The sequence below is a fragment of the Streptomyces radicis genome (genome assembly GCF_003626575.1).
GTDB lineage: Bacteria > Actinomycetota > Actinomycetes > Streptomycetales > Streptomycetaceae > Streptomyces > Streptomyces radicis.
In genome coordinates this window covers 322,485-343,068 of record NZ_RBDY01000004.1, presented here as the reverse complement: position 1 = coordinate 343,068, position 20,584 = coordinate 322,485, and the positions used below count along the sequence as shown (strand labels likewise).

General features: G+C 74.7%; 15 protein-coding genes. 7 read left to right on the top strand and 8 right to left on the bottom strand.

Annotation, left to right across the window (positions count from 1 at the left end):
- The first annotated feature begins 4 nt into the window (after nucleotides 1–4).
- The 6 genes from D7318_RS09120 (at nucleotide 5) to D7318_RS09095 (ending at nucleotide 7,971) form a co-directional block, all read left to right on the top strand.
- Nucleotides 5–1,615: an ATP-binding protein gene (locus tag D7318_RS09120; protein WP_120696359.1), complete on the top strand. Its 1,611-nt coding sequence runs from the start codon at nucleotides 5–7 to the stop codon at nucleotides 1,613–1,615.
- A gap of 61 nt (nucleotides 1,616–1,676) precedes the next feature.
- A complete protein-coding gene (locus D7318_RS09115) occupies nucleotides 1,677–3,398 on the top strand; it encodes a GTPase (protein WP_120696358.1) in 1,722 nt (573 codons plus the stop codon).
- A 155-nt stretch (nucleotides 3,399–3,553) separates the two neighbouring features.
- Nucleotides 3,554–4,954, top strand: coding sequence for a thioester domain-containing protein (locus D7318_RS09110; protein ID WP_120696357.1), 1,401 nt, complete (start codon nucleotides 3,554–3,556; stop codon nucleotides 4,952–4,954).
- Between the two features lie 251 nt (nucleotides 4,955–5,205).
- Nucleotides 5,206–6,870 (top strand): energy-dependent translational throttle protein EttA, encoded by a 1,665-nt coding sequence (ettA, locus tag D7318_RS09105; protein WP_120696356.1) that lies wholly within the window; start codon nucleotides 5,206–5,208, stop codon nucleotides 6,868–6,870.
- A gap of 1 nt (nucleotide 6,871) precedes the next feature.
- Entirely contained in the window at nucleotides 6,872–7,300 is a 429-nt protein-coding gene (locus D7318_RS09100; RefSeq protein WP_120696355.1) for an acyl-CoA thioesterase, read from the top strand.
- Nucleotides 7,297–7,971 carry a hypothetical protein gene (locus tag D7318_RS09095; RefSeq protein WP_120696354.1) on the top strand — a complete coding sequence of 225 codons (675 nt, stop codon included), beginning with the start codon at nucleotides 7,297–7,299 and terminating at the stop codon, nucleotides 7,969–7,971. The genes D7318_RS09100 and D7318_RS09095 overlap by 4 nt, the downstream gene beginning before the upstream one ends.
- Nucleotides 7,972–7,975: 4 nt before the next feature.
- On the opposite strand, the gene D7318_RS09090 is transcribed toward D7318_RS09095, so the two are convergent.
- The gene (locus D7318_RS09090; protein ID WP_120696353.1) at nucleotides 7,976–9,376 is read right to left on the bottom strand and encodes a sialidase family protein; all 1,401 of its coding nucleotides are present in this window, start codon (nucleotides 9,374–9,376) and stop codon (nucleotides 7,976–7,978) included.
- Nucleotides 9,377–9,494: 118 nt separating this feature from the next.
- Between D7318_RS09090 and D7318_RS09085 the strand changes: the two genes are divergently transcribed.
- Nucleotides 9,495–9,878: a globin gene (locus D7318_RS09085; RefSeq protein ID WP_230423552.1), complete on the top strand. Its 384-nt coding sequence runs from the start codon at nucleotides 9,495–9,497 to the stop codon at nucleotides 9,876–9,878.
- Nucleotides 9,879–10,927: 1,049 nt separating this feature from the next.
- On the opposite strand, the gene D7318_RS09080 is transcribed toward D7318_RS09085, so the two are convergent.
- The 7 genes from D7318_RS09080 to D7318_RS33815 form a co-directional block, all read right to left on the bottom strand.
- On the bottom strand, nucleotides 10,928–11,992 hold the full coding sequence (locus D7318_RS09080) for an ABC transporter permease (RefSeq protein ID WP_120696351.1): 1,065 nt from the start codon (nucleotides 11,990–11,992) through the stop codon (nucleotides 10,928–10,930).
- Nucleotides 11,989–12,723, bottom strand: coding sequence for an ABC transporter ATP-binding protein (locus D7318_RS09075; protein WP_120696350.1), 735 nt, complete (start codon nucleotides 12,721–12,723; stop codon nucleotides 11,989–11,991). Before D7318_RS09075 ends, D7318_RS09080 begins: the two co-directional genes overlap by 4 nt.
- A 28-nt stretch (nucleotides 12,724–12,751) precedes the next feature.
- Nucleotides 12,752–13,702, bottom strand: coding sequence for an FHA domain-containing protein (locus tag D7318_RS09070; protein ID WP_120696349.1), 951 nt, complete (start codon nucleotides 13,700–13,702; stop codon nucleotides 12,752–12,754).
- Nucleotides 13,703–13,725: 23 nt separating this feature from the next.
- Nucleotides 13,726–15,099, bottom strand: coding sequence for a vWA domain-containing protein (locus D7318_RS09065; RefSeq protein WP_120696348.1), 1,374 nt, complete (start codon nucleotides 15,097–15,099; stop codon nucleotides 13,726–13,728).
- Nucleotides 15,100–15,163: 64 nt separating this feature from the next.
- Nucleotides 15,164–16,585, bottom strand: coding sequence for a protein phosphatase 2C domain-containing protein (locus tag D7318_RS09060; protein WP_120696347.1), 1,422 nt, complete (start codon nucleotides 16,583–16,585; stop codon nucleotides 15,164–15,166).
- A 2-nt stretch (nucleotides 16,586–16,587) separates the two neighbouring features.
- Nucleotides 16,588–19,275 (bottom strand): serine/threonine-protein kinase, encoded by a 2,688-nt coding sequence (locus D7318_RS09055; protein ID WP_230423550.1) that lies wholly within the window; start codon nucleotides 19,273–19,275, stop codon nucleotides 16,588–16,590.
- A complete protein-coding gene (locus D7318_RS33815) occupies nucleotides 19,272–20,543 on the bottom strand; it encodes a coiled-coil domain-containing protein (protein WP_230423549.1) in 1,272 nt (423 codons plus the stop codon). The genes D7318_RS09055 and D7318_RS33815 overlap by 4 nt, the downstream gene beginning before the upstream one ends.
- Between the last annotated feature and the right edge of the window lie 41 nt (nucleotides 20,544–20,584).

Here is a 20,584-nt window from a genome sequence, read left to right as displayed (position 1 = left end):
GAATATGCTTGGGAAACAGCGCCAAATTGGGCATTCTGCGCATGTGGCGATCTTGGACGCACGGCCCGAGCTGCTGGACGCGCTGACCCTGCTGAGGGAGCGGCTCGCTGCCGCGCGCTTCCCGCTCGAGCTGCCGGGCGCCGAACGGGCCAGACGCTCGTCCGCCGAGCTGCTGTCCCAGCTCGACGGCTATCTGCTGCCCCGGCTGCGCCAGCCCGACGCCCCGCTGCTCGCCGTCATCGGGGGGTCCACGGGGGCGGGGAAGTCCACCCTCGTCAACTCCCTCGTCGGACGCCGCGTCAGCGAGGCCGGGGTGCTGCGCCCCACCACCAGGACGCCGGTGCTCGTGTGCCACCCCGAGGACCAGGGGTGGTTCGCGGGCCGCCGCGTCCTGCCGCAGCTCGGGCGGGTGTGCGGACCCCGGCACGAGGGCGAGGGGCGGCCCGCGCTCTCCGTCGTCACCACGCGCGCCCTGCCCGCGGGGCTCGCCCTCCTCGACGCCCCCGACATCGACTCGCTCGTCGCGGGCAACCGCGACCTCGCCGCCGACCTCTTCTGCGCCGCCGACATCTGGGTCCTCGTCACCACCGCCTCCCGCTACGCCGACGCCGTCCCGTGGCACCTGCTGCGCAGCGCGCGCGAGTACGACGTCACCCTCGCCACCGTCCTCGACCGCGTGCCGCACCAGATCGCCGCCGAGGTCGCCCGCCACTACGGCGCCCTGCTCGAACGCGCCGGGCTCGGCTCGGTCCCGCGCTTCACCGTTCCCGAACTCCCCGAGTCCGCCGGTGGTTCGGGCCTGCTGCCCGCCACCGCCGTGGCCGGGCTGCGCGCGTGGCTCGGGCAGCGCGCCCAGGACCCCGCCGCCCGCGCCGACGCCGTCACCCGCACCGCCAGGGGCGCGATCTCCTCGCTGCGCGCCCGGGTCGCGGAGCTCGCGGGCGCGAGCGCCGCCCAGTACGCCGCCGCGGTGCGCCTCGGCCAGCGCCTCGACGACGCCTACGCCGAGGCCGAACAGCGCGTGCGGGCCTGCCTCAAGGAGGGCGGGCTGCTCACGGGCGAGACCCGCGCCCTGTGGCTGGCGTTCCCCGACGACGCGAGCGGCGATGAGCTCCTCGAGGCGCTCGGCCAGTCGCTCGCCGGGCTGCTCGTCGAGGCCGTCTCCGCCGCCGACGAGCGGACCACCGCCGCGTGGGCCGACGAGCCGGGCGCGCCCGCGGGCGGCCTGGACGAGGACGGGGGCGTGGCGGAACGCGTCGGGGTGCTCGCGCGGCGGCTGCGGCGCTGCCTCGAGGACCTCGCCGTCGAGGCCAGGATCGCCGCGGGCGCGCGCGACGACGGCGACGACGGGGAGACCGCGGCGCTGCTCGCGTCCTCCCTGCTCGGCGGCCGGTCGGGCGCCATCGCCCAGCAGTCGCTCGCCGGCATGCTCGGCCCCCGCCACGCCTCGCGGCTGCGCGAGGACGGCGCCAGGCAGCTGCGCGCCTGCGTGGACCGGGTGCTCACCGCGGAGCGCAAGCGCCGCGGCGCGCCCCTGCACTCCCTCACCATCACCGCCGAACCCCAGGTCGAGCTGATCGCGGCGCTGTCCTCCGTACGGGCCCTGCACGCCTGAGGCCCCGCACGGCTGCGACGGCGCCACGCGCCACGCCACGGCCGGAAGGAGAAGGAACGCCATGGCCGACACGCATGTGGACCTGCCCGCGGCGCCGGGCCCGAGCACCAGGAGCGCGCCGGGCGGCGGCGCGCTCAGGGTCAGGCTCGGCGCGCTGCGCGAGCTCGTCGGGCTCTCCCGCACACGCCTCGACGACGACGTGCTCGCCGAGCCCTGCCGCGTCCTCGACGAGGCCGCCGCCCGCGACCGGCTGCCCGCCGTCTACACCGCCGTGGCCATCGCGGGGGCCACGGGGAGCGGCAAGTCGACGTTGTTCAACGCGCTCGCCGGGGCGCAGCTCTCCGAGGCGGGCGTGCGCCGCCCCACCACCGCGACCGCCGTCTCCTGCACCTGGGAGGCGGGCGGCGGCCAGGTCCCCGACGGGCTGCTCGAACGCCTCGGCATTCCCGCCCGCGCGCGCCGCAGGGCGCACATCATGGACCACGCGCTGCGCGGCACGATCCTGCTCGACCTGCCCGACCACGACTCCGTGGACACCGCCCACCGCGAGCAGGTGGACCGGCTGCTGTCCCTGGTGGACGCGGTGATCTGGGTGGTCGACCCCGAGAAGTACGCGGACGCGGTGCTGCACGAGCGCTACCTGCGGGCGTTCGCCGGGCACGCCGACGTCTCGCTCATCGTCCTCAACCAGGCCGACCGGCTGCCGGGAGAGGCCATGGACGCGGTCCTCGACGACCTGCGGCGGCTGCTCGACGAGCGCGGCGTGGCGCTCGGCGAGCACGGCGAGCCGGGGGCCGGGGTGCTGGCCGTCTCCGCGCTCACCGGCGACGGGGTGGCGGAGCTGCGTCGGCAGATCGGCGAGCTGGTCTCCGCCAGGACCGCGGCCGCCCGGCGGCTCGCCGCCGACGTGGACGGCGTCGCGCGCCGCCTCGGCCCCGTCTATGTGGCCGACGGCGCCGAGGCCCCCGCCGGGCTGACCGAGCGGGCCAGGGAGGACTTCGACGACCGCCTCGCCGCCGCGCTCGGCGCCCAGGCCGCGGGGCAGGCCGCCGAGCGCGGCTGGCTGCGCCGCGCCGACCGCGCGTGCGGAACGCCATGGGGCCAGGTCGTGCGCCGGCTCGCGGCCCATAGGGCCGAGCGCCGTGGGGAGCCGCCCGCGATGGTCGCCCAGCGCCTGCGCGCCCCCGGGCCTCCCGTGGTGGCCGGGGCCCAGGTGGAGCAGGCCGTGCGGCAGGTGGCGGCCGACGCCGCCGACGGCCTGCCCGAGCCGTGGGCCAGGGCCGTGCGCGACGCCGCGCGGCAGGGCGCGAAGGAGCTGCCGGGGGCGTTGGAGAGCGCCCTGGCCGAGCAGCCGCCGGGCGTCCTGCCGAGGCCCCGCTGGTGGTCGGCCGCGGGCGCGGGGCAGGCGGTGCTGCTCGCCGCGCAGTTCCTCGGGATCTGCTGGCTCTTCACCGCGCTCGTCGGGCAGCCCGTCGTGGGCCGCTGGCTGCCGCTCGCGCTGCTGCTCGGCGGCTCGGTCGGCGGCCCGCTGCTCGCGTGGGGCTGCCGCGTCGCCGCGCGCGGCCCGGCCCGCGCGTTCGGGCAGCAGGAGGAGTGGCGGCTGCGGCGGCTGGCGGCCGACCGGGGCCACAGCCACGTCCTCGAACCCGTGGCCGCCGAGCTGATGCGCTACCGGGAGGTGCGGGAGCGCTACGTGGTCGCGGCGTCGCCGACGGGTGACGCGGAGGTGTCGCCAAGCATCCCCTCTTGTCCGCACATGACCGGGCGTCACGGGACCCTCTGAGGTAACGATTCCCCCATGGAATGTGTAAGTCGGGGGCCCGGCGGGGACTTTCAGCAACCGCCTCTCTACGATCCACCGTACGCACGGGGATAGTGATGAGCGTGCGGCTGACGCATCCGCCGCAGCGCCCCTGTGATTCCGTGGAGGGGACACACATGATTTCTGCGCCCAGGCGGGTCGCCCCCCGCCTCGCGGCCACCGCCGTCGCCACCGGCCTCCTGGCCACCGGCGCCATCGCGGCGGGAGGCGCCGCGATCGCCGACGAGCAGCCGGGCAGTGGCGCCACCGCCACGTTGGACAACCTGGCGATCGCCGACACCGTCGACGTGACCCTGCCGAACGGCCGGGAGCAGTCGATCCAGGGCGGCCTCTTCAGGCTGACCGCCGACGACGGCGGCATACTCCAGACCTACTGCATCGACTTCAACACCCCCGCCCAGAACGGCACCGCCTACCGCGAGACCGGCTGGGACTCCTCGACCCTGCACAACAACCCGGAGGCCGGGCGGATCCACTGGATCCTCCAGAACTCCTACCCGGTGGTCAACGACCTCAGCGCCCTGGCCGCCTCGGCCGACGCGGGCGAGCTGTCCGACGAGCAGGCCGCCGCGGGCACCCAGGCCGCGATCTGGCACCTGTCGGACGGCGTGGACGCCGTTCCCGAGAACGAGAACGCCGCCAAGCTGACCGAGTGGCTGCTGGAGAGCGCCGAGGACGTTCCCGAGCCCAACGCCTCGCTCGAGCTGACGCCTTCGCAGGTCTCGGGGCAGCCAGGGCAGATCATCGGCCCGGTGACGGTCAACACCACCGCCGAGTCCGTCTTCGTCACCCCCGACGTGGCCGCGGCCGAGCAGGGCGTGACCATCGTCGACGCCAACGGCGAGATCATCACCGAGGACCAGGCCGTCTCCAACGGCGGCGAGCTGTACTTCTCGGTGCCCGCCGACGCCGAGCCCGGCACCGCGGCGCTGACCGCGACCGCCAGCTCGCAGGTCCCGGTGGGCCGCGCGTTCACCGGCGTCGACACCAGGACCCAGACCATGATCCTGGCCGGCTCCTCCGCGTCGTCCGTCACCGCGGGCGCCTCCGTCAACTGGGCCGGTGAGGGCAACCCCTCCGTCGCCGTCACCGCCGAGCAGAGCTGCGCCGATGGCGGCGTCAGCGTCACGGTGGACAACACCGGCGACGTGCCGTTCGAGTTCGAGCTGGTCGGCGAGACCGTCGAGGTCGCGCCCGGCTCGTCGGAGTCCGTGCTGGTCCCGGTCGACGAGGACCAGGCGTACGAGATCGAGATCGCGCACCCGCAGGAGGGTGAGGAGCCCTGGGTCTTCACCGGCGTCCTCGACTGCTCGCCCGCCGACGAGCCCGGCAACGAGCCCGCCCCGGCCACCACGGGCGGCGGCGAGGCCGATGACTCCCCCGACCTGGCCGAGACCGGCAGCGACAGCGGCAACCCGGCCATGATCGCCGGTATCGCCGTGCTCCTCCTGGTCGTGGGCGCGGCCGCGGTGTTCTTCATCCGCCGCCGCTCCGCCACCGCGGGCGGCGACGAGTGACACCTACGCGGCACGGCCGCTGACCGCCAGGAAGGGCGTCGGCGCACCACCGTGACGGGGGCGGGTCCGTGGGACGGGCCCGCCCCTTCGCGCTGCCTGGCCGCCCCGCCCGCCCCGGGCCCACCGGTTTCCGCGGGGGCGCGCCCATGCGGCAGGATGGGGACATCCGCCTGATCCCCCGCTGATCCCCACCGACCAGACACCACCCACCGACCAGATGCCCACTGACCAGAACTGCCGGACGGTTTCTCTTGGCTGAGTACATCTACACCATGCGCAAGACGCGCAAGGCGCACGGCGACAAGGTGATCCTCGACAACGTCACCCTGAGCTTCCTGCCCGGCGCCAAGATCGGTGTCGTCGGGCCGAACGGCGCGGGCAAGTCCACGGTGCTGAAGATCATGGCGGGCCTGGAGCAGCCGTCGAACGGCGACGCGTTCCTCACCCCCGGCTACAGCGTCGGGATCCTCCTCCAGGAGCCCCCGCTCGACGAGTCCAAGACCGTCCTGGAGAACGTCCAGGAGGGCGTGGCCGAGATCAAGGGCAAGCTCGACCGGTTCAACGAGATCGCCGAGCAGATGGCGACCGAGTACACCGACGCGCTGATGGAGGAGATGGGCCAGCTCCAGGAGGAGCTCGACCACGCGGGCGCGTGGGACCTCGACGCGCAGCTCGAGCAGGCCATGGACGCCCTGGGCTGCCCGCCGGGCGACTGGTCCGTCACCAACCTCTCGGGCGGCGAGAAGCGCCGCGTCGCGCTGTGCAGGCTGCTCCTCGAGCAGCCCGACCTGCTGCTGCTCGACGAGCCGACGAACCACCTGGACGCCGAGTCGGTGCAGTGGCTCGAGCAGCACCTCGCCCAGTACCCCGGCACCGTGGTCGCGATCACCCACGACCGGTACTTCCTCGACAACGTGGCCGAGTGGATCCTGGAGCTCGACCGCGGGCGCGCGTACGTCTACGAGGGGAACTACTCGAAGTACCTGGAGACCAAGCAGACCCGGCTCAAGGTCGAGGGCCAGAAGGACGCCAAGCGCGCCAAGCGGCTCAAGGAGGAGCTGGAGTGGGTGCGCTCCAACGCCAAGGGGCGCCAGGCCAAGTCCCGTGCGCGCCTTGCCCGTTACGAGGAGATGGCCGCCGAGGCCGAGAAGACGAGGAAGCTGGACTTCGAGGAGATCCAGATCCCGCCAGGCCCCCGCCTGGGGAACGTGGTGGTCGAGGTCGAGAAGCTCGGCAAGGCGTTCGGCGAGAAGATCCTGGTGGACGGGCTGTCGTTCACCCTCCCGAGGAACGGCATCGTCGGCGTCATCGGGCCGAACGGCGCGGGCAAGACCACGCTGTTCAAGATGATCCTCGGCCTCGAGAAGGTCGACTCGGGATCGGTGCGCGTCGGCGAGACCGTCGACATCTCCTATGTCGATCAGTCCCGGGCCAACATCGATCCGAAGAAGTCGCTGTGGGAGGTCGTCTCGGACGGTCTCGACCACATCAACGTCGGCCAGGTCGAGATGCCGTCCCGCGCCTATGTGAGCGCGTTCGGCTTCAAGGGCCCCGACCAGCAGAAGCCCGCTGGCATCCTGTCGGGCGGCGAGCGCAACCGCCTGAACCTCGCGCTCACCCTCAAGCAGGGCGGGAACCTCCTGCTGCTCGACGAGCCGACCAACGACCTGGACGTCGAGACGCTCTCCTCGCTGGAGAACGCCCTCCTGGAGTTCCCCGGCTGCGCCGTGGTCGTCTCCCACGACCGGTGGTTCCTCGACCGCGTCGCGACGCACATCCTGGCGTACGAGGGCGAGGCGCGCTGGTTCTGGTACGAGGGGAACTTCGAGTCGTACGAGAAGAACAAGATCGAGCGCCTCGGCCCCGAGGCCGCCCGCCCGCACCGCACCACGTACAAGAAGCTGACCCGGGGCTGACGTGCGCCACATCTACCGGTGCGCGCTGCGCTGGTCCGACATGGACGCCTTCGGCCACGTGAACAACGTCGTCTTCCTGCGCTATCTGGAGGAGGCTCGCATAGAGTTCTTCTTCCGGCTGGCGCGGGAGGCGTCGGCCGACGCGTTCACCGGCGGCTCCGTGGTGGCGCGGCACGAGATCGACTACCTCAAGCCGCTCGTCCACCGGCAGGAGCCGGTCACGATCGACGTCTGGGTGATCAAGATCGGTGCCGCCTCGGCCACGGTCGGCTATGAGGTGAAGGACGGCGAAACGGTCTATGCCCGCGCCTCCACCGTCATCGTCCCCTACGACCTCGAACGCGCCCGCCCCCGCCGACTGACCGCCGCCGAGCGGACGTTCCTCGAGAAGTACGGGGACGACGCCGCGGGGAGCCCCGTTCCCTCATGACCGCGCGGCGACGCCTCGAGTTCGCCGAGCCGGGGGAGGCGGGCGGCCTCGCGGCGTTCCTCGGCAGGCAGCTCCGCTGGGACAGGGCGGCGGCGGCCAGGCTCCAGGCCGACGACGGGGTGGTCGCCGTCTTCACGCGGCCCGCGCGCTTCGACGTGCTCGCCGTGTGGCCGAGCAGGCTCTCGGCCCCCGCCACGCTCGACGTCACCGTCTCGGCGGGCGCGCTGCTCGAGGCCATCGACGACGAGGGCGGCGCGTTCACCGTGCCCGAGCCCGTGACCGGCCCCTCATGGGCCGGGCTGCTGCCGCCGCGCGGCGGCTGGCGGCCGCTGGCCGAGCTGCCGCACGCGACCGTGCGGGAGGCCGCGGCCGCGGTGGTCGCGGAGTTCAGGCGGCGGACCGAGCGGCTGCCCGAGGCCGAGCGCACGCGCGCGGCGCTCGACGCGCTCGCCGAGGAGATCTGGTCACGGCGCCTGCCCGGCACCCCGCTCCCGCTGCGCGCCGTGCACGCGGCGCACGCGCTGGGCTTCCTGCGCGCCGACGCGCCGGTCGGCCTGCTCACCGGCGGCCCCTGGCTGCGCCTTCGCACCCCGCTCGGCGCCACGGTGGTCCGCCGCGAGGGCGGGACCCCGGGCCTCGGCGTCACGCCGTTGACCGGGCGAAGGGCCTGAGTCCCTAGCCGGGCGGCGGGCGGCGGATCGGCGAGCTGCGGGGGAGCGTGGACGGCGTGCGCCGGTTGACGGTCGCCGCGGCGCGCACCACCCCGGGACCGCGGTCCGCCGCCCCCCAGAACGAGCTGCCGCCCGAGGGCCGCGGCGCCGGGCAGAAGTCGTGCCGCGGCACACCGCCGTCGAGCGAGGCGACCGTGAACGCCGTGAACTTCACCGTCCCGTGCGGGCTCTTGCCGCCCGTCTCGTAGAGCAGCCCTATCTCGCCCGTGATCAGCTCGGTCAGGTCCGAGTAGCCCGCCCGCGCGAAGTTGATCGACGACGCCGTCGACTGCCACGTGCGGCCCTCGTCGTAGGACGTGCGGATCGTCATCGTCCTGCGGCGCGTGGCGATCTGCGGAACGGGCCTCGCGGGCGCCGAAAGCAGCAGCCGGTTGCGCGGATCCCCCTCGTCCGTGGCGCGCAGCCGCAGCAGCGACGCGGAGACCGGCGGCGCGGCGAGCCCGGCCACGGGCGCGAACCCCTCCCGGGTGAACGTCAGCCCTCCGTCCGCGCTGTGCCCGGCGAGCCGGTAGTGGCTCGTGCTGTCGAGGTCGGTGGTGCGGGCGTTGACGTAGAGCGAGCCGTCGACCAGCTCGACCACCGTCAGCTCGCCCGGGTGCGGCTCGTCGTCCGGCACGTCGTACACCGCCCCGAGGTGCCACGTCATGCCGCCGTCGTCGCTGTAGTACAGCTGCGCGCCCGAGCGCCCGTCGGCGGTGTCGTGGTCGCCGGGCACGATCAGGCGCCCGGCGTGCGCCCCCCGGCGCAGCTGCACGCCGTGCCCAGGACCGAACGACACCCACGTCCAGTCCACCGGCTTGAGCGGCCCCAGCACCCCGCCGGGCGTCCAGGTCAGCCCGTCGTCGCCGCTGTACATGCTGTGCAGGCTGCGGGAGCCGCGTCTGCGCTCGCCGTCCTCCGAGGTCCACGCGTTGTACGCGTACAGCAGCGACACCCGGCCGCTGACCTCGTCGACGACGGGCACGGGGTTGCCGTAGCCGCCGCGGGTGCCCTTGCCGCGCAGCACGGTCATCGCGTCCCACGTGCGGCCGCCGTCCGTGGACCGCTTGACGACCAGGTCGATGTTGCCGACGTCCGAGCAGTCGGTGACCCGGGCCTCGGCGAACGCGAGCAACGTGCCGCGCGGCGTGGTGACCAGGGCGGGGATGCGGTAGCACGCGTAGCCCTCGTCGTGGTGCGCGAACGGCGTGGAGATCGCGGGCTCGGGCGAGGCCGGGGGCTCGGGCGGCGAACCCGCCCCCGACGCGGGCGCGGTGGACAGCACGGCCCACGCGACGGTGGTGAGGATCGCGAACCAGGAGAGGGCGGGCGTTCTTCGGCGGCGGCGGTACTCCTGGACCGGCATGGGGCGGACGGTACGACAGCGGGGCGGCGGGCAGGCGGCCCGCGGGGGACGGGGAGGTTGCGGGAGGGTGACGCGACCGGCCGGGGGAGCGCCCTGGCGGGTCTGCGACCATGGAGGGGTGACCGAGCAGCAGTCGTTCTATGAGCAGGTCGGGGGCGAGGAGACCTTCAGGAAGCTCGTCCGCCGCTTCTACGAGGGTGTGGCCGATGACCCGTTGCTGCGGCCGATGTACCCCGAGGAGGACCTCGGGCCCGCGGAGGAGCGTCTCGCGCTGTTCCTGATCCAGTACTGGGGCGGGCCGCGCACCTACGGCGAGACCCGCGGCCACCCGCGGCTGCGGATGCGGCACGCGCCGTTCGAGGTGAACCGCGCGGCCCACGACGCGTGGCTGCGGCACATGCGCGACGCGGTCGACGGCCTCGGGCTGGCGCCCGAGCACGAGCGCGAGCTGTGGAACTACCTGGTGTACGCGGCGGCGTCGATGGTGAACGCGCCCGGCTGAGCGGGCGGTTGTGGCACGCCGGCGCTGCGCGCCGGGTCTTTTCGCCCACCCGCCCGCCCTTTTCCGGCGCTTCGCGCGGAACGTTGGCGCTCCGCTGGGTTCGCCGGGCGCTGCGCGCCAGGTTTTTGCCCCACCCGCCCGCCCTTTCCGGCGCTTCGCGCGGAACGTTGGCGCTCCGCTGGGTTCGCCGGGCGCTGCGCGCCAGGTTTTTGCCCCACCCGCCCGCCCTTTCCGGCGCTTCGCGCGGAACACCCGCGCTTCGCGCGGGGCCGCTGCCTGCCGTAGGTGCCTCGTTCCGTGCGGAACGCCCATGCTGCGCACCGGGGTTGCCCCCCGCGCATCGTTCGGCGCTCCGCGCCGCGTGCTGCGCGCCGCAGGCGTCATGCTGGGCGCGGAACATCTGTGCCCGCACGGAATTTCCGGCGCTGCGAGCGCCGCGCCGCGTGCGCGGCATCCGTGCTCGGGCGGGCCCGCTTCTCGCCGCAGGCGCCGCGCTGTGCGCGGGTCCCGGCGTGGCGTGCCGGGGTGCCGCCCCGCGCATCCTGTGGCGCTTCGCGCCGCGCCACAGGCGCCTCGCGCTGTGGCGCGACACCCGCGCCCGCGCCGACCCGCTGCGCGCCGGGTCTGCGCCCCGCGCCCGCGCGGGGCTCTTGCCCGCCGCAGGCGACGCGCTGTGCGCGGGACACCCGCGCCCGAGCGGGCCTGTTGCCCGCGGCAGGCGCCTCGCGCTGCGGCGCGACACCCCCGCCCGCGTCGACGCGTTGCGCGCCGGGTCTGCGCCCCGCGCCCGCGCCCGCGCGGCCCTCTTGCCCGCCGCAGGCGTCGCGCTGTGGCGCGACACCCGCGCCCGCGTCGACCTGTTGCGCGCCGGGTTTGCGCCCTGCGCCCGCGCGGGGCTCTTGCCCGCGGCAGGCGTCGTGCTGTGGGCGGGACACCCGCGCCCGCGCGGGCCTGTTGCCCGCGGCAGGCGCCTCGCGCTGCGGCGCGACACCCGCGCCCGCGCCGACCCGTTGCCCGCGGCAGGCGCCGTGCTGCTGGCGAGCCGCAGGCTAAGCCGTGTCCCAGCGGAACAGGCGGGCCGCTATCGCCGTCACCACCGCGGCGAAGAGCAGCAGGGCGCCCATCACGGGGAGCGCCGCTCCCCAGCTCTCGCCGCGGGAGAGGACGTCCATCATCGCCTCGTTGAGGTGCTTCAGCGGCAGCACCGTCGAGATCGCGTTCAGCCAGCCCGGCATCTCGTCCGTCGGGAAGAACGAGCCCGACAGGAACGCCATCGGCATGATGACCACCTGGAGCGCGCCGTTGGCCGCCTCGTCGGAGTTGGCCCACGCGCCGATCAGCAGGCCGATCGACATGAACGCCAGCGTGCCGCAGGCGACCAGCGGGATGGACAGCCACCACGAGCCGGTCAGCTGGAGGCCGTAGAACGGGATCGTCGCGATCGCCAGGAAGATCGCGACCTGCACGAACGCCAGCGCCAGGCTCACGCCGATCCGGGCGCTGATGACCGTGCTCGGCTTGATCGGCGCCAGCCACAGGCGTCGCAGGATCCGCCTCTTGCGCCAGTTGACGAGCGTGAACGCCGACATGAACGACGCGCCCATCGCCACCGCCCAGCCGAGCAGCCCTGGCGTCAGGAACTGGATCGCCTTGACGGAACGATCCTCCACCCGGTCCGTGGTCAGCGTGAACGCGGGCTCCTGGCCCGTCGCCTCGACGTTGGCGCTCTGCACGATCGACTGCATCAGGCCCTGGACCGTGCCCGCGCGGGCGGCGTCCGCGGCGGAGTAGCGCAGCTGGACCCGCCCGTCCTCCTCCCAGACCACCGCGTCCACGTCGCCGTCGCTGACCTGCTCGATCGCCCGTGCCCTGTCACCCGACCTGGTGACCTCCAACGCGTCGCCCAGCGCGGCGCGTTGCTCCTCGGGCATGTCGTCGAGCACCGCGACGTTCCCGATCTGCACCACGCTGGAGCGCGGCACGCCCGAGTCCTGGAACAGCGCCCCGAACAGCGCGAGGAACATCAGCGGGAAGATCAGCATGAAGAAGACGGCCGTGCGGTCCCGCAGCAGGCCGAGGACCATCGCCCGCGACAGGCTCCTGAACGCGCTCATTCGCGGTACTCCCGTCCGGTGAGCTGGAGGAAGACGTCCTCCAGGGTGTCCACGCCCAGCTCCCTGACGAGGTCGGCGGGCGGGCCGACGCGGAGGATCCGCCCGGCGTCCATGATCGCGACGCGGTCGCAGAGCAGCTCCGCCTCGTCCATGTAGTGCGTGGTCAGGACGACCGTGCGGCCCGTGGAGTTGATCCCGCGCAGCAGGTCCCACAGGTTGCGGCGGGCCTGTGGGTCGAGCCCCGTGGTGGGCTCGTCGAGGAACACCAGCTCGGGGTCGTGGACCAGCGCGCAGGCGATCGAGAGGCGCTGCGCCTGGCCGCCGGAGAGCTTGTCGTCGCGGACGTCCTTCTTCTCGGTCAGCCCGACGGTCTCGAGCATGGCGTCGGCGCGGTCGGCGGAGACGCCGTAGAGGGCGGCGAAGGTGTGTATCTGCTCGCGGGCCGTGAGCTTCTCGAAGAACGCCGACGCCTGGAGCTGGACGCCTATCCGGCGCAGCAGCTCCGGCTTGCGCGGCCACGAGGGCTCGCCGAGGAGCAGCGCGGTGCCCTCGTCGGGCTCGCGCAGCCCCTCGACGATCTCCAACGTGGTCGTCTTGCCCGCGCCGTTGGGGCCGAGGATCCCGTAGAACTCCCCCCGCTCGACCTCGAAGGTCACTCCGTCCACGGCGGATACGTCCCCGTACCGCTTGCGCAGTCCATCGACCGCGATTGCAGCGGTGTTATCAGTCACCCGGGTGATAGTAGTGCCGGGTGGGGTGTCAGCCGCGATAAAGGGTCAGCGTCGTCCACGCACCGATGTGGACACGGTCGCCCTCGTGGAGCGTGACCGGCACATAGGGCTGGATCGGGTCCTCGGCGCCGTTGACCGTCGTGCCGTTGGTCGAGTCCTGGTCGACCACGGCCCAGCCGCCGTCGGGCTGCTGGACGAGGATGGCGTGCTTGTGCGAGACGCCGGGGTCCTCGGGGGGCTGCGACAGGTCGATGTCGGGGGACTCGCCCGTGGACTGGCGGCGGCGGCCGATCGTGACCTGGGGGCCCGAGAGCTGCACGCGCTGCTCGGGCGCGTACGTCGGGAGCGTCAACTGCGCGGCCTCGGGCCCGGAGCGCCGCATCATCGCCGTGAAGTACTCGGGGTCGGGGCCCACGGTGACCAGCCAGCCCGCGCCCTGCTGCGGATAGCCGGGCGGGCCGCCCTGGCCGGGGAACGGCGGCGGGCCGCCCTGGGGCCCGCCCGGCGGCGGGAGCACCCAGTCGCCGCTCGGCTGCGGGGGCGGCGCGTGCGCCGGCGCGGGGGCGGGCGGGGGGTAGGCCTGGTGCGGGTCGTGCGCCGGGGGGCCACCGCCGGGGGGCACGGGAGGTATGTAGGTGGTGGGGGAGTTGGTCAGGAAGTTGTAGCGGCAGCCCTCGCAGAACGGCGCCTGCGCCTCGCGCGGGGTGCGGCACTGCGGGCACAACTCGCCCTGCGGATACGGCTGGACCTGCGGGATCGGCGCGGTCGAAGGCCCTGACCCTCCCGGGTAGCCCGGGGGCCCTGGGGGCGGGCCGCCCTGGCCTGGGAACGGCGGCGGGGCGCCGGGGGAGCCCCCGGGCGGCGAGGGGTAGCCGGGCGGGGCGGGTGGCATCGGCGCGGCGGGGGTGAGCATGCGGTGGCCGCACACCTCGCACCAGTCCTCGGCCACCGAGTGGTGGCCGTTCGGGCAAGTCGGCATCCTTACTGCCTCCCCCTCGGTCCCTAGGGTCTTGTGGACTCGTCGTTCGCGATCGGCTTCTTCTTCACTCGCACGGTCTTCGTCGACCGCGTCTCCAGTGTCATCTCGTCCGCCTGGGTGACCCCGGCTTTGAGTCGAACAGTACCTTCCGCCGCGTCCTCCACGTCCACCACCTTCGCGAGCAGTGTGGCGGTCTCGGCGTTCCCGGAGAAGTGCGCCAGCTGAACCGCGCGGCCCAGCTTGGCCGTTGCCCCGGCCTCGTCGCCGCGCTTGCGGGAGGCCAGCCCCTCCTGGATCGTCCGGGCCAGCTCGGCCTGGCCCGTGTAGTGCGCGACCTGCGCGTTGATCGCGGTCGCGGCGGCCAGGTCGTCCGTCCACACCGCCCGCACCAGGCCCTGGCCGAGCACGGTCGCGGGCGGCCCCGCGGGCGCGGTGGGCTCGCGGACGACCAGCGCGACCCGGGCCGCCAGCATCTCGTGGCCCACGCCCACGGCGGGGACGCGCACGCACACGTGGTAGTCGCGTGACTCGTCGCCCCACGACCCGGTGGGGTAGTCGCCCGAGCGGGGCGGCGACTCGGCGCGGCGGCCCGTCAGGTCCTCGACGGTGGGCGCGACCTGCTTGACGAAGCCGACCTCCGCGCCCTGCGGCGTCCACAGGCGCAGGCAGACGTCGCCGATCTCCTTGCCCATCGCCGCCTCCATCATGGCGGTGAAGTCGGCGGCCAGGCCCTCGGGTTCGGCGACGATGTCGGCGGTGCCGAGCAGCGCCGACGCGATGCCCGTGACCTCGGCGACCTCCCAGTCGGTGCCCACGCCACGCGCGTCACATGTGAAGCGGCCCGCGCACGCGTCGAGCGCGGCCCGCAACTCCTCGGGCTCCTCGTGCTCGTTGCGCCCGTCGGTCAGCAGGATGCCGTGGCGGATGGGCGCGGGGGACGCGGCGAGCAGGCGCTCGGCGAGCCTGAGCCAGGTGCCTATCGCGGTGCCGCCCGCGGCGTTCAACGCGCGCAGAGCGCCCTTGGCCGCGGCCCTGGTCGCGGCGTCGGCGATCGCGAGCCGCCCGTCGCCCGGGTAGACCTCGACGGCCTTGTGCGTGCCCGCGACCACGGCGAACGCCACGCCGTCGCGCAGCGTGTCGATCGCCGCGTCGGTGGCGGCCTTGGCGCCCCGCATCTTCGCGGGCGGGTAGTCCATGGAGCCCGAGCAGTCCACCATGATCACCACGGCGGCGCGCGGCCCGTCCGCGGGCTCGGCGGGGGCCAGGGCCCGGCCGCCGCTGCCGGTCGCGGTGACGGTGACGATGGCGTTCACCTCCCGCGCGTCCTGCGGGAGGTACTCGTTCTGGTACACCTCGATCGAGAAGTGCGGCACGTGCGATTTGACGAAGTCGGCCATGCTGAGGGGCCCTTCTGCGGCGTCCTGTCGTGCCAGGGCGGGGAAGCGGGTGAACGGCCGCGGCTCAGGCCGTCTCTGCCCGGTCGGGCTCGGTCGGGAACGGGATGACGGCGACCGTCACGTTGTCGTGGCCGCCCGATTCGAGGGCGTGGCGCACCAGGTGCTGGGCGCTCGGCAGCGGGGCCGAACGCGCCTTCGCCGGGACGATGCGGGCCATCTCGTCGGCGGTCTCGGCGTAGTTCCACAGGCCGTCGGTGCACACGATGACCACGCCTGGCCGGTCGGGCTCGAACGAGCGGGTGTGCGGGTCGATCTCCTGGGCGTCGGCGCCGAGCCACGCCGTGATGGCGTGCGCCCGGTGGTCGGCCATCGCCTCGGCCTCGCTGAGCAGCCCCGCGGCCACCATCTGGGCGGCCCACGAGTCGTCCTGCGTCAGCCGGGCGGGCGCGGCGCCCTCCTCCTCGGGCACCCAGTAGGCGCGGCTGTCGCCGATCCAGCCCACGGTGAGCGTCTGGCCCGTGGTGACGGCGGAGACGATCGTGCAGGCGGGCGCGTTGCGGCCCGGCTCCTGCTCGCCGGTCTCGGCGAGCGCGGCGACGGCGGTCGCGGCGGCGTGCAGGGCGTCGTGCATCGCGCGCTGGCCGCCGACGCCGCGCGGCAGCGCGGCCAGCAGCGACTCGAGCGCTGCCTCGGCCGCGGTGGCGGACGCCTCGTGCGGGCGCGAGGACGAGGAGACGCCGTCGCACACCACCGCGAGCACGGCGGGCGAGCCGTCGGACAGGGCGGTGGCGGAAACGGTGAACGCGTCCTCGTTGCGGTGGTGGCGCAGGCCGAGGTCGCTGACCGCGGCGACGCCGCCGAGCGCGCGCTCGACGTGGTCGCGGTCGTCGGGCTGGGCGCGCCCGCACTCGACGCAGTACCCGTCGGGGTCGACCTGGCCCTGGCCGCACACGGCGCACAGCGGGCGGTCGGCCGCGGTGGGCGCGCCGTCGTGGGCGATGCGCGGGTCGGGGCGCGCGGCGGGGGCGCGCGGCGCGGACCGCGGTTGCGCGGACTGCGGCTGCGCATACGGCGGTTGGGGTGGCTGCTCGGCCGGTGCCGCGCCGGGGGGCGGGGGCGGCGCGGGGGACACCGGGGGGCCCGAGGGCGGCGGCAGCTCCTCGGCGTCGGCGCGCAACGGGGGCGGGAGCGTGAAGTCAGGCTCGGTGGGTGTGCGCCCGGCGTGCGGCGCGGGCTCGTGCGCGGGCGGCGACGCGGGCGCCGGCGCGGCCGAGGGGGGCACCGGGTATCCGGGGGGCGCGGGCGGAACGGGTGGCGCGGGCGCGGGCGCCGGTGCCGCCGGGGGCGCGGCGGCGGGCGACGGCGGGGGCGCGGCCTCGCGGGAGGCGCTGCGCAGGTCGGTACCGCAGACGCCGCAGAAGCGATCGTCGTCCTCCAGCGGCTCACCGCAGCCGGGACAGGCGGAGAGTTGGTCGAGCTGCGGCATTGTCACACCCATGTCCTCGGGCGGAAGCGATTCGCCGCCTCCACCAGTTCGGTCCGTTCACTGCTGGTCTGCGCGAGCCGGGCGAGGCGCCGGTAGGAGCGTTCAAGCCCGAGCCTGATACCGGTCTCGTCCAGGGGGGCGCCCAGGAGTGTCCGCTGGGGGTCCGTTTGCCGCTGGAACTGACCGGGGGGTTGGGACAATACCCAGTCCAGCGCGGAACCCAGCACTTCACAGGACAGCTGTTCGCCCAGCCACGGTTCCAGCCCGGCGCCTCGCAAACGCGCCACCTGTTCGCCCGCCGCGAGCAGGTCGGGCAGCAGGTCGTCGGTGGGCGCCCGCCCGCGCAGCCTGGCCCTGACCGCCGCCACGCGCGCGGCCGTCCAGTGGGCCGAGGTCTCGGGCACCGACTCGAGGGCCGCCACCGCGCGCGCCCTGTCCCCGGCGGCGAGCCGCACGCGGGCCAGGCCGAAGCCCGCGCTGACATGGCTGGGGTCGGTCGTCCACACCAGCTCGTAGTAGTCGGCGGCGTTGTCCAGCTGGTCGAGCACCTCGGCGCACACCGCGAGCGCCAGCTTGGGCGCCACCTCGCCGGGGAACGCGTCGAAGACCGCGTCGAACGCCAGCGCCGCCGTCTCCAGGTCGCGCCCGGCCAGCGCGGCCAGGCCCCGGTACCAGACCACGCGCCAGTCGGCGGAGTGGCGCTCGGTCAGGTCCGCGAGCGCGTCCCCCGCGGCCAGCGCCGCGGCCTCGCCCGGCATCTCCAGATACGCCCGCAGCTCGCGCACCCTGCGCTCCACCGAGTCGGTCGGGGCCGAGCGCAGCGCCACCACCAGGTCGGCGGGCGAGGTCGCCATGAGGCCCGCGAGAAAGCCCGCGTTGGGGTCGGCCGGGTCGACGCGGGGCACCGGCAGCGCGAGCACGATGCCCCGCAGGTCCGGCGGAACGGTCCCCGGCGCCGACGAGTGAACGGGCGGCCCCTGCACGGACGGCGGCAGCGCGGGCGGTGGCGGCGCGGGCGGTGGCGGCGCCCCGGGGGGCGGGCCGACGGCGCCCGCCACCGGCGTGCCCGGAGTGGCGGGGGCGGGCGCGAGCGCCGGAGGGCGTGCGGCGCGGGCCGCGCGCCGGCGCCCACGCGGGCGTTCGCCGAGCAGCGACACCGGACCCCTCGGGCGCGGCACCAACTCCGTGTCCACGACCCGCAGCTCGGGCCCGAACAACTGCGAGAGCGCGGGCTGCGGCTGCCCGCTGCTCATCGCCACGATCTCCCGCAGCACCCCGGTCAGCTGCTCGGCCATCTCCTGAGCCGAGGCGAACCGCCGCCGCGGATCCGGGTCGGTGGCCCGCACCAGCAGCCGGTAGAACGACTCGTACCGCCGGAAGACCTCGATGTGCTCCGGCTCGGGCAGGCTGTCGGCGTACACCGTCGTGTAGCCCTGGAAGTCGAACGTCAGCACCGCGAGCGTGCGGGCCACCGTGTACAGGTCGGAGGCCACCGAGGGGCCGATCTCCGCGACCTCGGGCGCCTGGTACCCCACCGTGCCGTAGATCGCCGACTCGTGGTCGTCCATCCGCCGGACCGCGCCCATGTCGATGAGCTTGAGCTGGTCGTCCTGCTGGATGGCGTTGTCCACCTTGAAGTCGCAGTACAGGACGTTCCTGCTGTGCAGGTAGCCGAGCGCGTCGAGCGCCTCGATCCCGTACGCGCACGCCTGCTCGACCGGCAGCGGGTCGCGGCGCCCGTCGGGGGCGCGGCGCGCGTTGGCGATCTCCTTGAGCGACTTGCCGCCGACGTACTCCATCACGATGTAGCCGTCCATCGAGCCGGTGCGCCGGTCGAGGTGCTCCACGAAGTTGTAGATGCGGACGATGCTCGAGTGCTCGATCTCCGCCAGGAACCGCCGCTCGGAGATCGCCGCCGCCATGGCGTCCTCGTCGCCCGTGTCGAGCAGGCCCTTGAGCACGACCCAGCGGTCCGACACCGCGCGGTCGATCGCCAGATAGATCCAGCCGAGGCCGCCGTGCGCGAGGCAGCCCGCGATCTCGTACTGGTCCCTGACCACGTCGCCAGGCTGGAGCTTGGGGATGAACGAGTACGGGTGGCCGCACTTGGTGCAGAAGCCCTCGGTGCGCCCGGGACGCCCGCCGCGCGAACGGCCCACGGCGCCGCCGCAGTCGCTGTTCCCGCAGAACCGCTTCCGCTCGGGCACCTCGGGGTTCTCCAGAACGGCCGAGAGCGGGTCGGGCCGCGGCACCTGGGGCACCGACACCAGGCCGACGCCGAGCCGCGAACGGGCCGATGTGCTGGTGCTCGAACGCGACGAGCGCACCGAGACCGAACGCCCCCCGATCCCGCCCGTGCCCGCGCGCGAGAGCCGCCCCGACACCGAGCGGCGGGAGAACTGCGAACGCGACGACACGCTGGAGCGGCCCGAGCCGAGCGACGAGCCCGAGCTGTCGGAGCCGGTGCCCGAGCCCTCGGGGCCGCCCGAGCCGCCCGAGCCGGGCGAGCCCGAGCCACGGGAGCCGCGCGCCGCGCCCGTCATCCCGGTCGTGGCCACGCCGATCATGCCCTCGGGCGAGACCACGGGCGCGAGGCCGCACGTGTCGCAGTACAGCTCGCCCGCGCCCACGTCCTCGTACGCGCCGTCGCAGTCGGGCCGTTGACACGTCCTGGTCGCCGTCCGGCTCACCGGTCGCTCCTCCGATCGACGGGCCCGGGGTCGGGGACCAGCACCTCGGCGGCCGCCCGCTGGTACCGCAGCACGGCCTGCTCGGCGGCCCGCAGGTCGCACGGCGCGGTCCACAGCAGGCGGCGCGCCACGTCGTAACGCTCCACCAGCATCGGCTCCTCGGCCTTCCCCAGCCGGGCGGCCTTCGCCTTGTACGCGTCGAGCCTGCCGCGCAGCTCCGCGCGGACGGCCAGCGGCGCGGTCACCGCGGACAGCGAGTCGCGGGCCCGTTGCAGCTCCTCCTCGGCGCGCTGCTCCAACGACTCGAGCAGCGGCGAGAGCCGGTGCCACTGCGAGCGCCTGCGGTAGTCGGCCGCGGTGGCGAGCTGCTCGTGCAGCGCGCTCGAGGGGCCGCTCACCGCGGGCACCTCGGAGGCGGCGATCTTGGCGAGCACCTCGCCGCGCGCCGTGCGCGCCTCGGCGAGCGTGCGGTCGGCGCGGGAGAGCACGTCGCGCAGCCGGATCAGCCGGTCCTCGGCGTCCTTGCGCACCCCGATCACCGCGTCGACCTCGCGCCTGATGTCGTCGATGGCGCGCGCCGCCGCGTCGTAGCGCGACGTCTCGGGGCGCCCGCCGCCCGGCGCGCTGCTGCCGCCCGCCGGGACCCAGAACGCCAGCGGATCGGCGATCACCTCGGCCCGCAGCGCCGTCAACTCGCCGGTCACCCGGTGCAGATCGTCCCCCGCCGGGTGCGCGCCGGGGCGCACGCCCACGGAGTGCGCCAGCTCGCGCAACCGGTGCAACTCGGCGGCCAGCAGGTCTATCCGCGCGGGCAGCGCTGACCACACGGAGTCCGCCGAGACGACCATGTCGAGCACGGCCGCGTACCCGGCGTTCATCCGCTCGACCAGCTCGGCCCAGCTCAGGTGCTCGGCGAGCCGCCCTCCCTCGCCCGCGACCGTGAGGTTCGCGCCGTCGAGCAGCATGCTCAGCTGGAGCAGGTCGTCGCGGCCGGGGTTGCGGCGCCGCGCCCGCACCTCGCGCGCCGTCTCCAACGCCTCGGTGCACGTGTCGAAGTACGACCAGAGCCGGGTGACGGTCTCCTCGGCCACCGCCCACCTGTCCCGGGTGACGCCCGCGAGCTCGGCGCCCTCCAGCAGTCTGCGGCCCGCGTGGTCCTGGAGCGCGAGCAGGGAGGACTCGATCGCCTCGTGCTCGGCACCCAGCCGCGCCAGGGCGCGGTCCACCTCCTCGCGGCTCAGCACTTTCCCGCCGGAATCCGGGGCCATCGCTCTCCCCTCAGTCGCCATCTCGTCTCGCTCCTGCCACC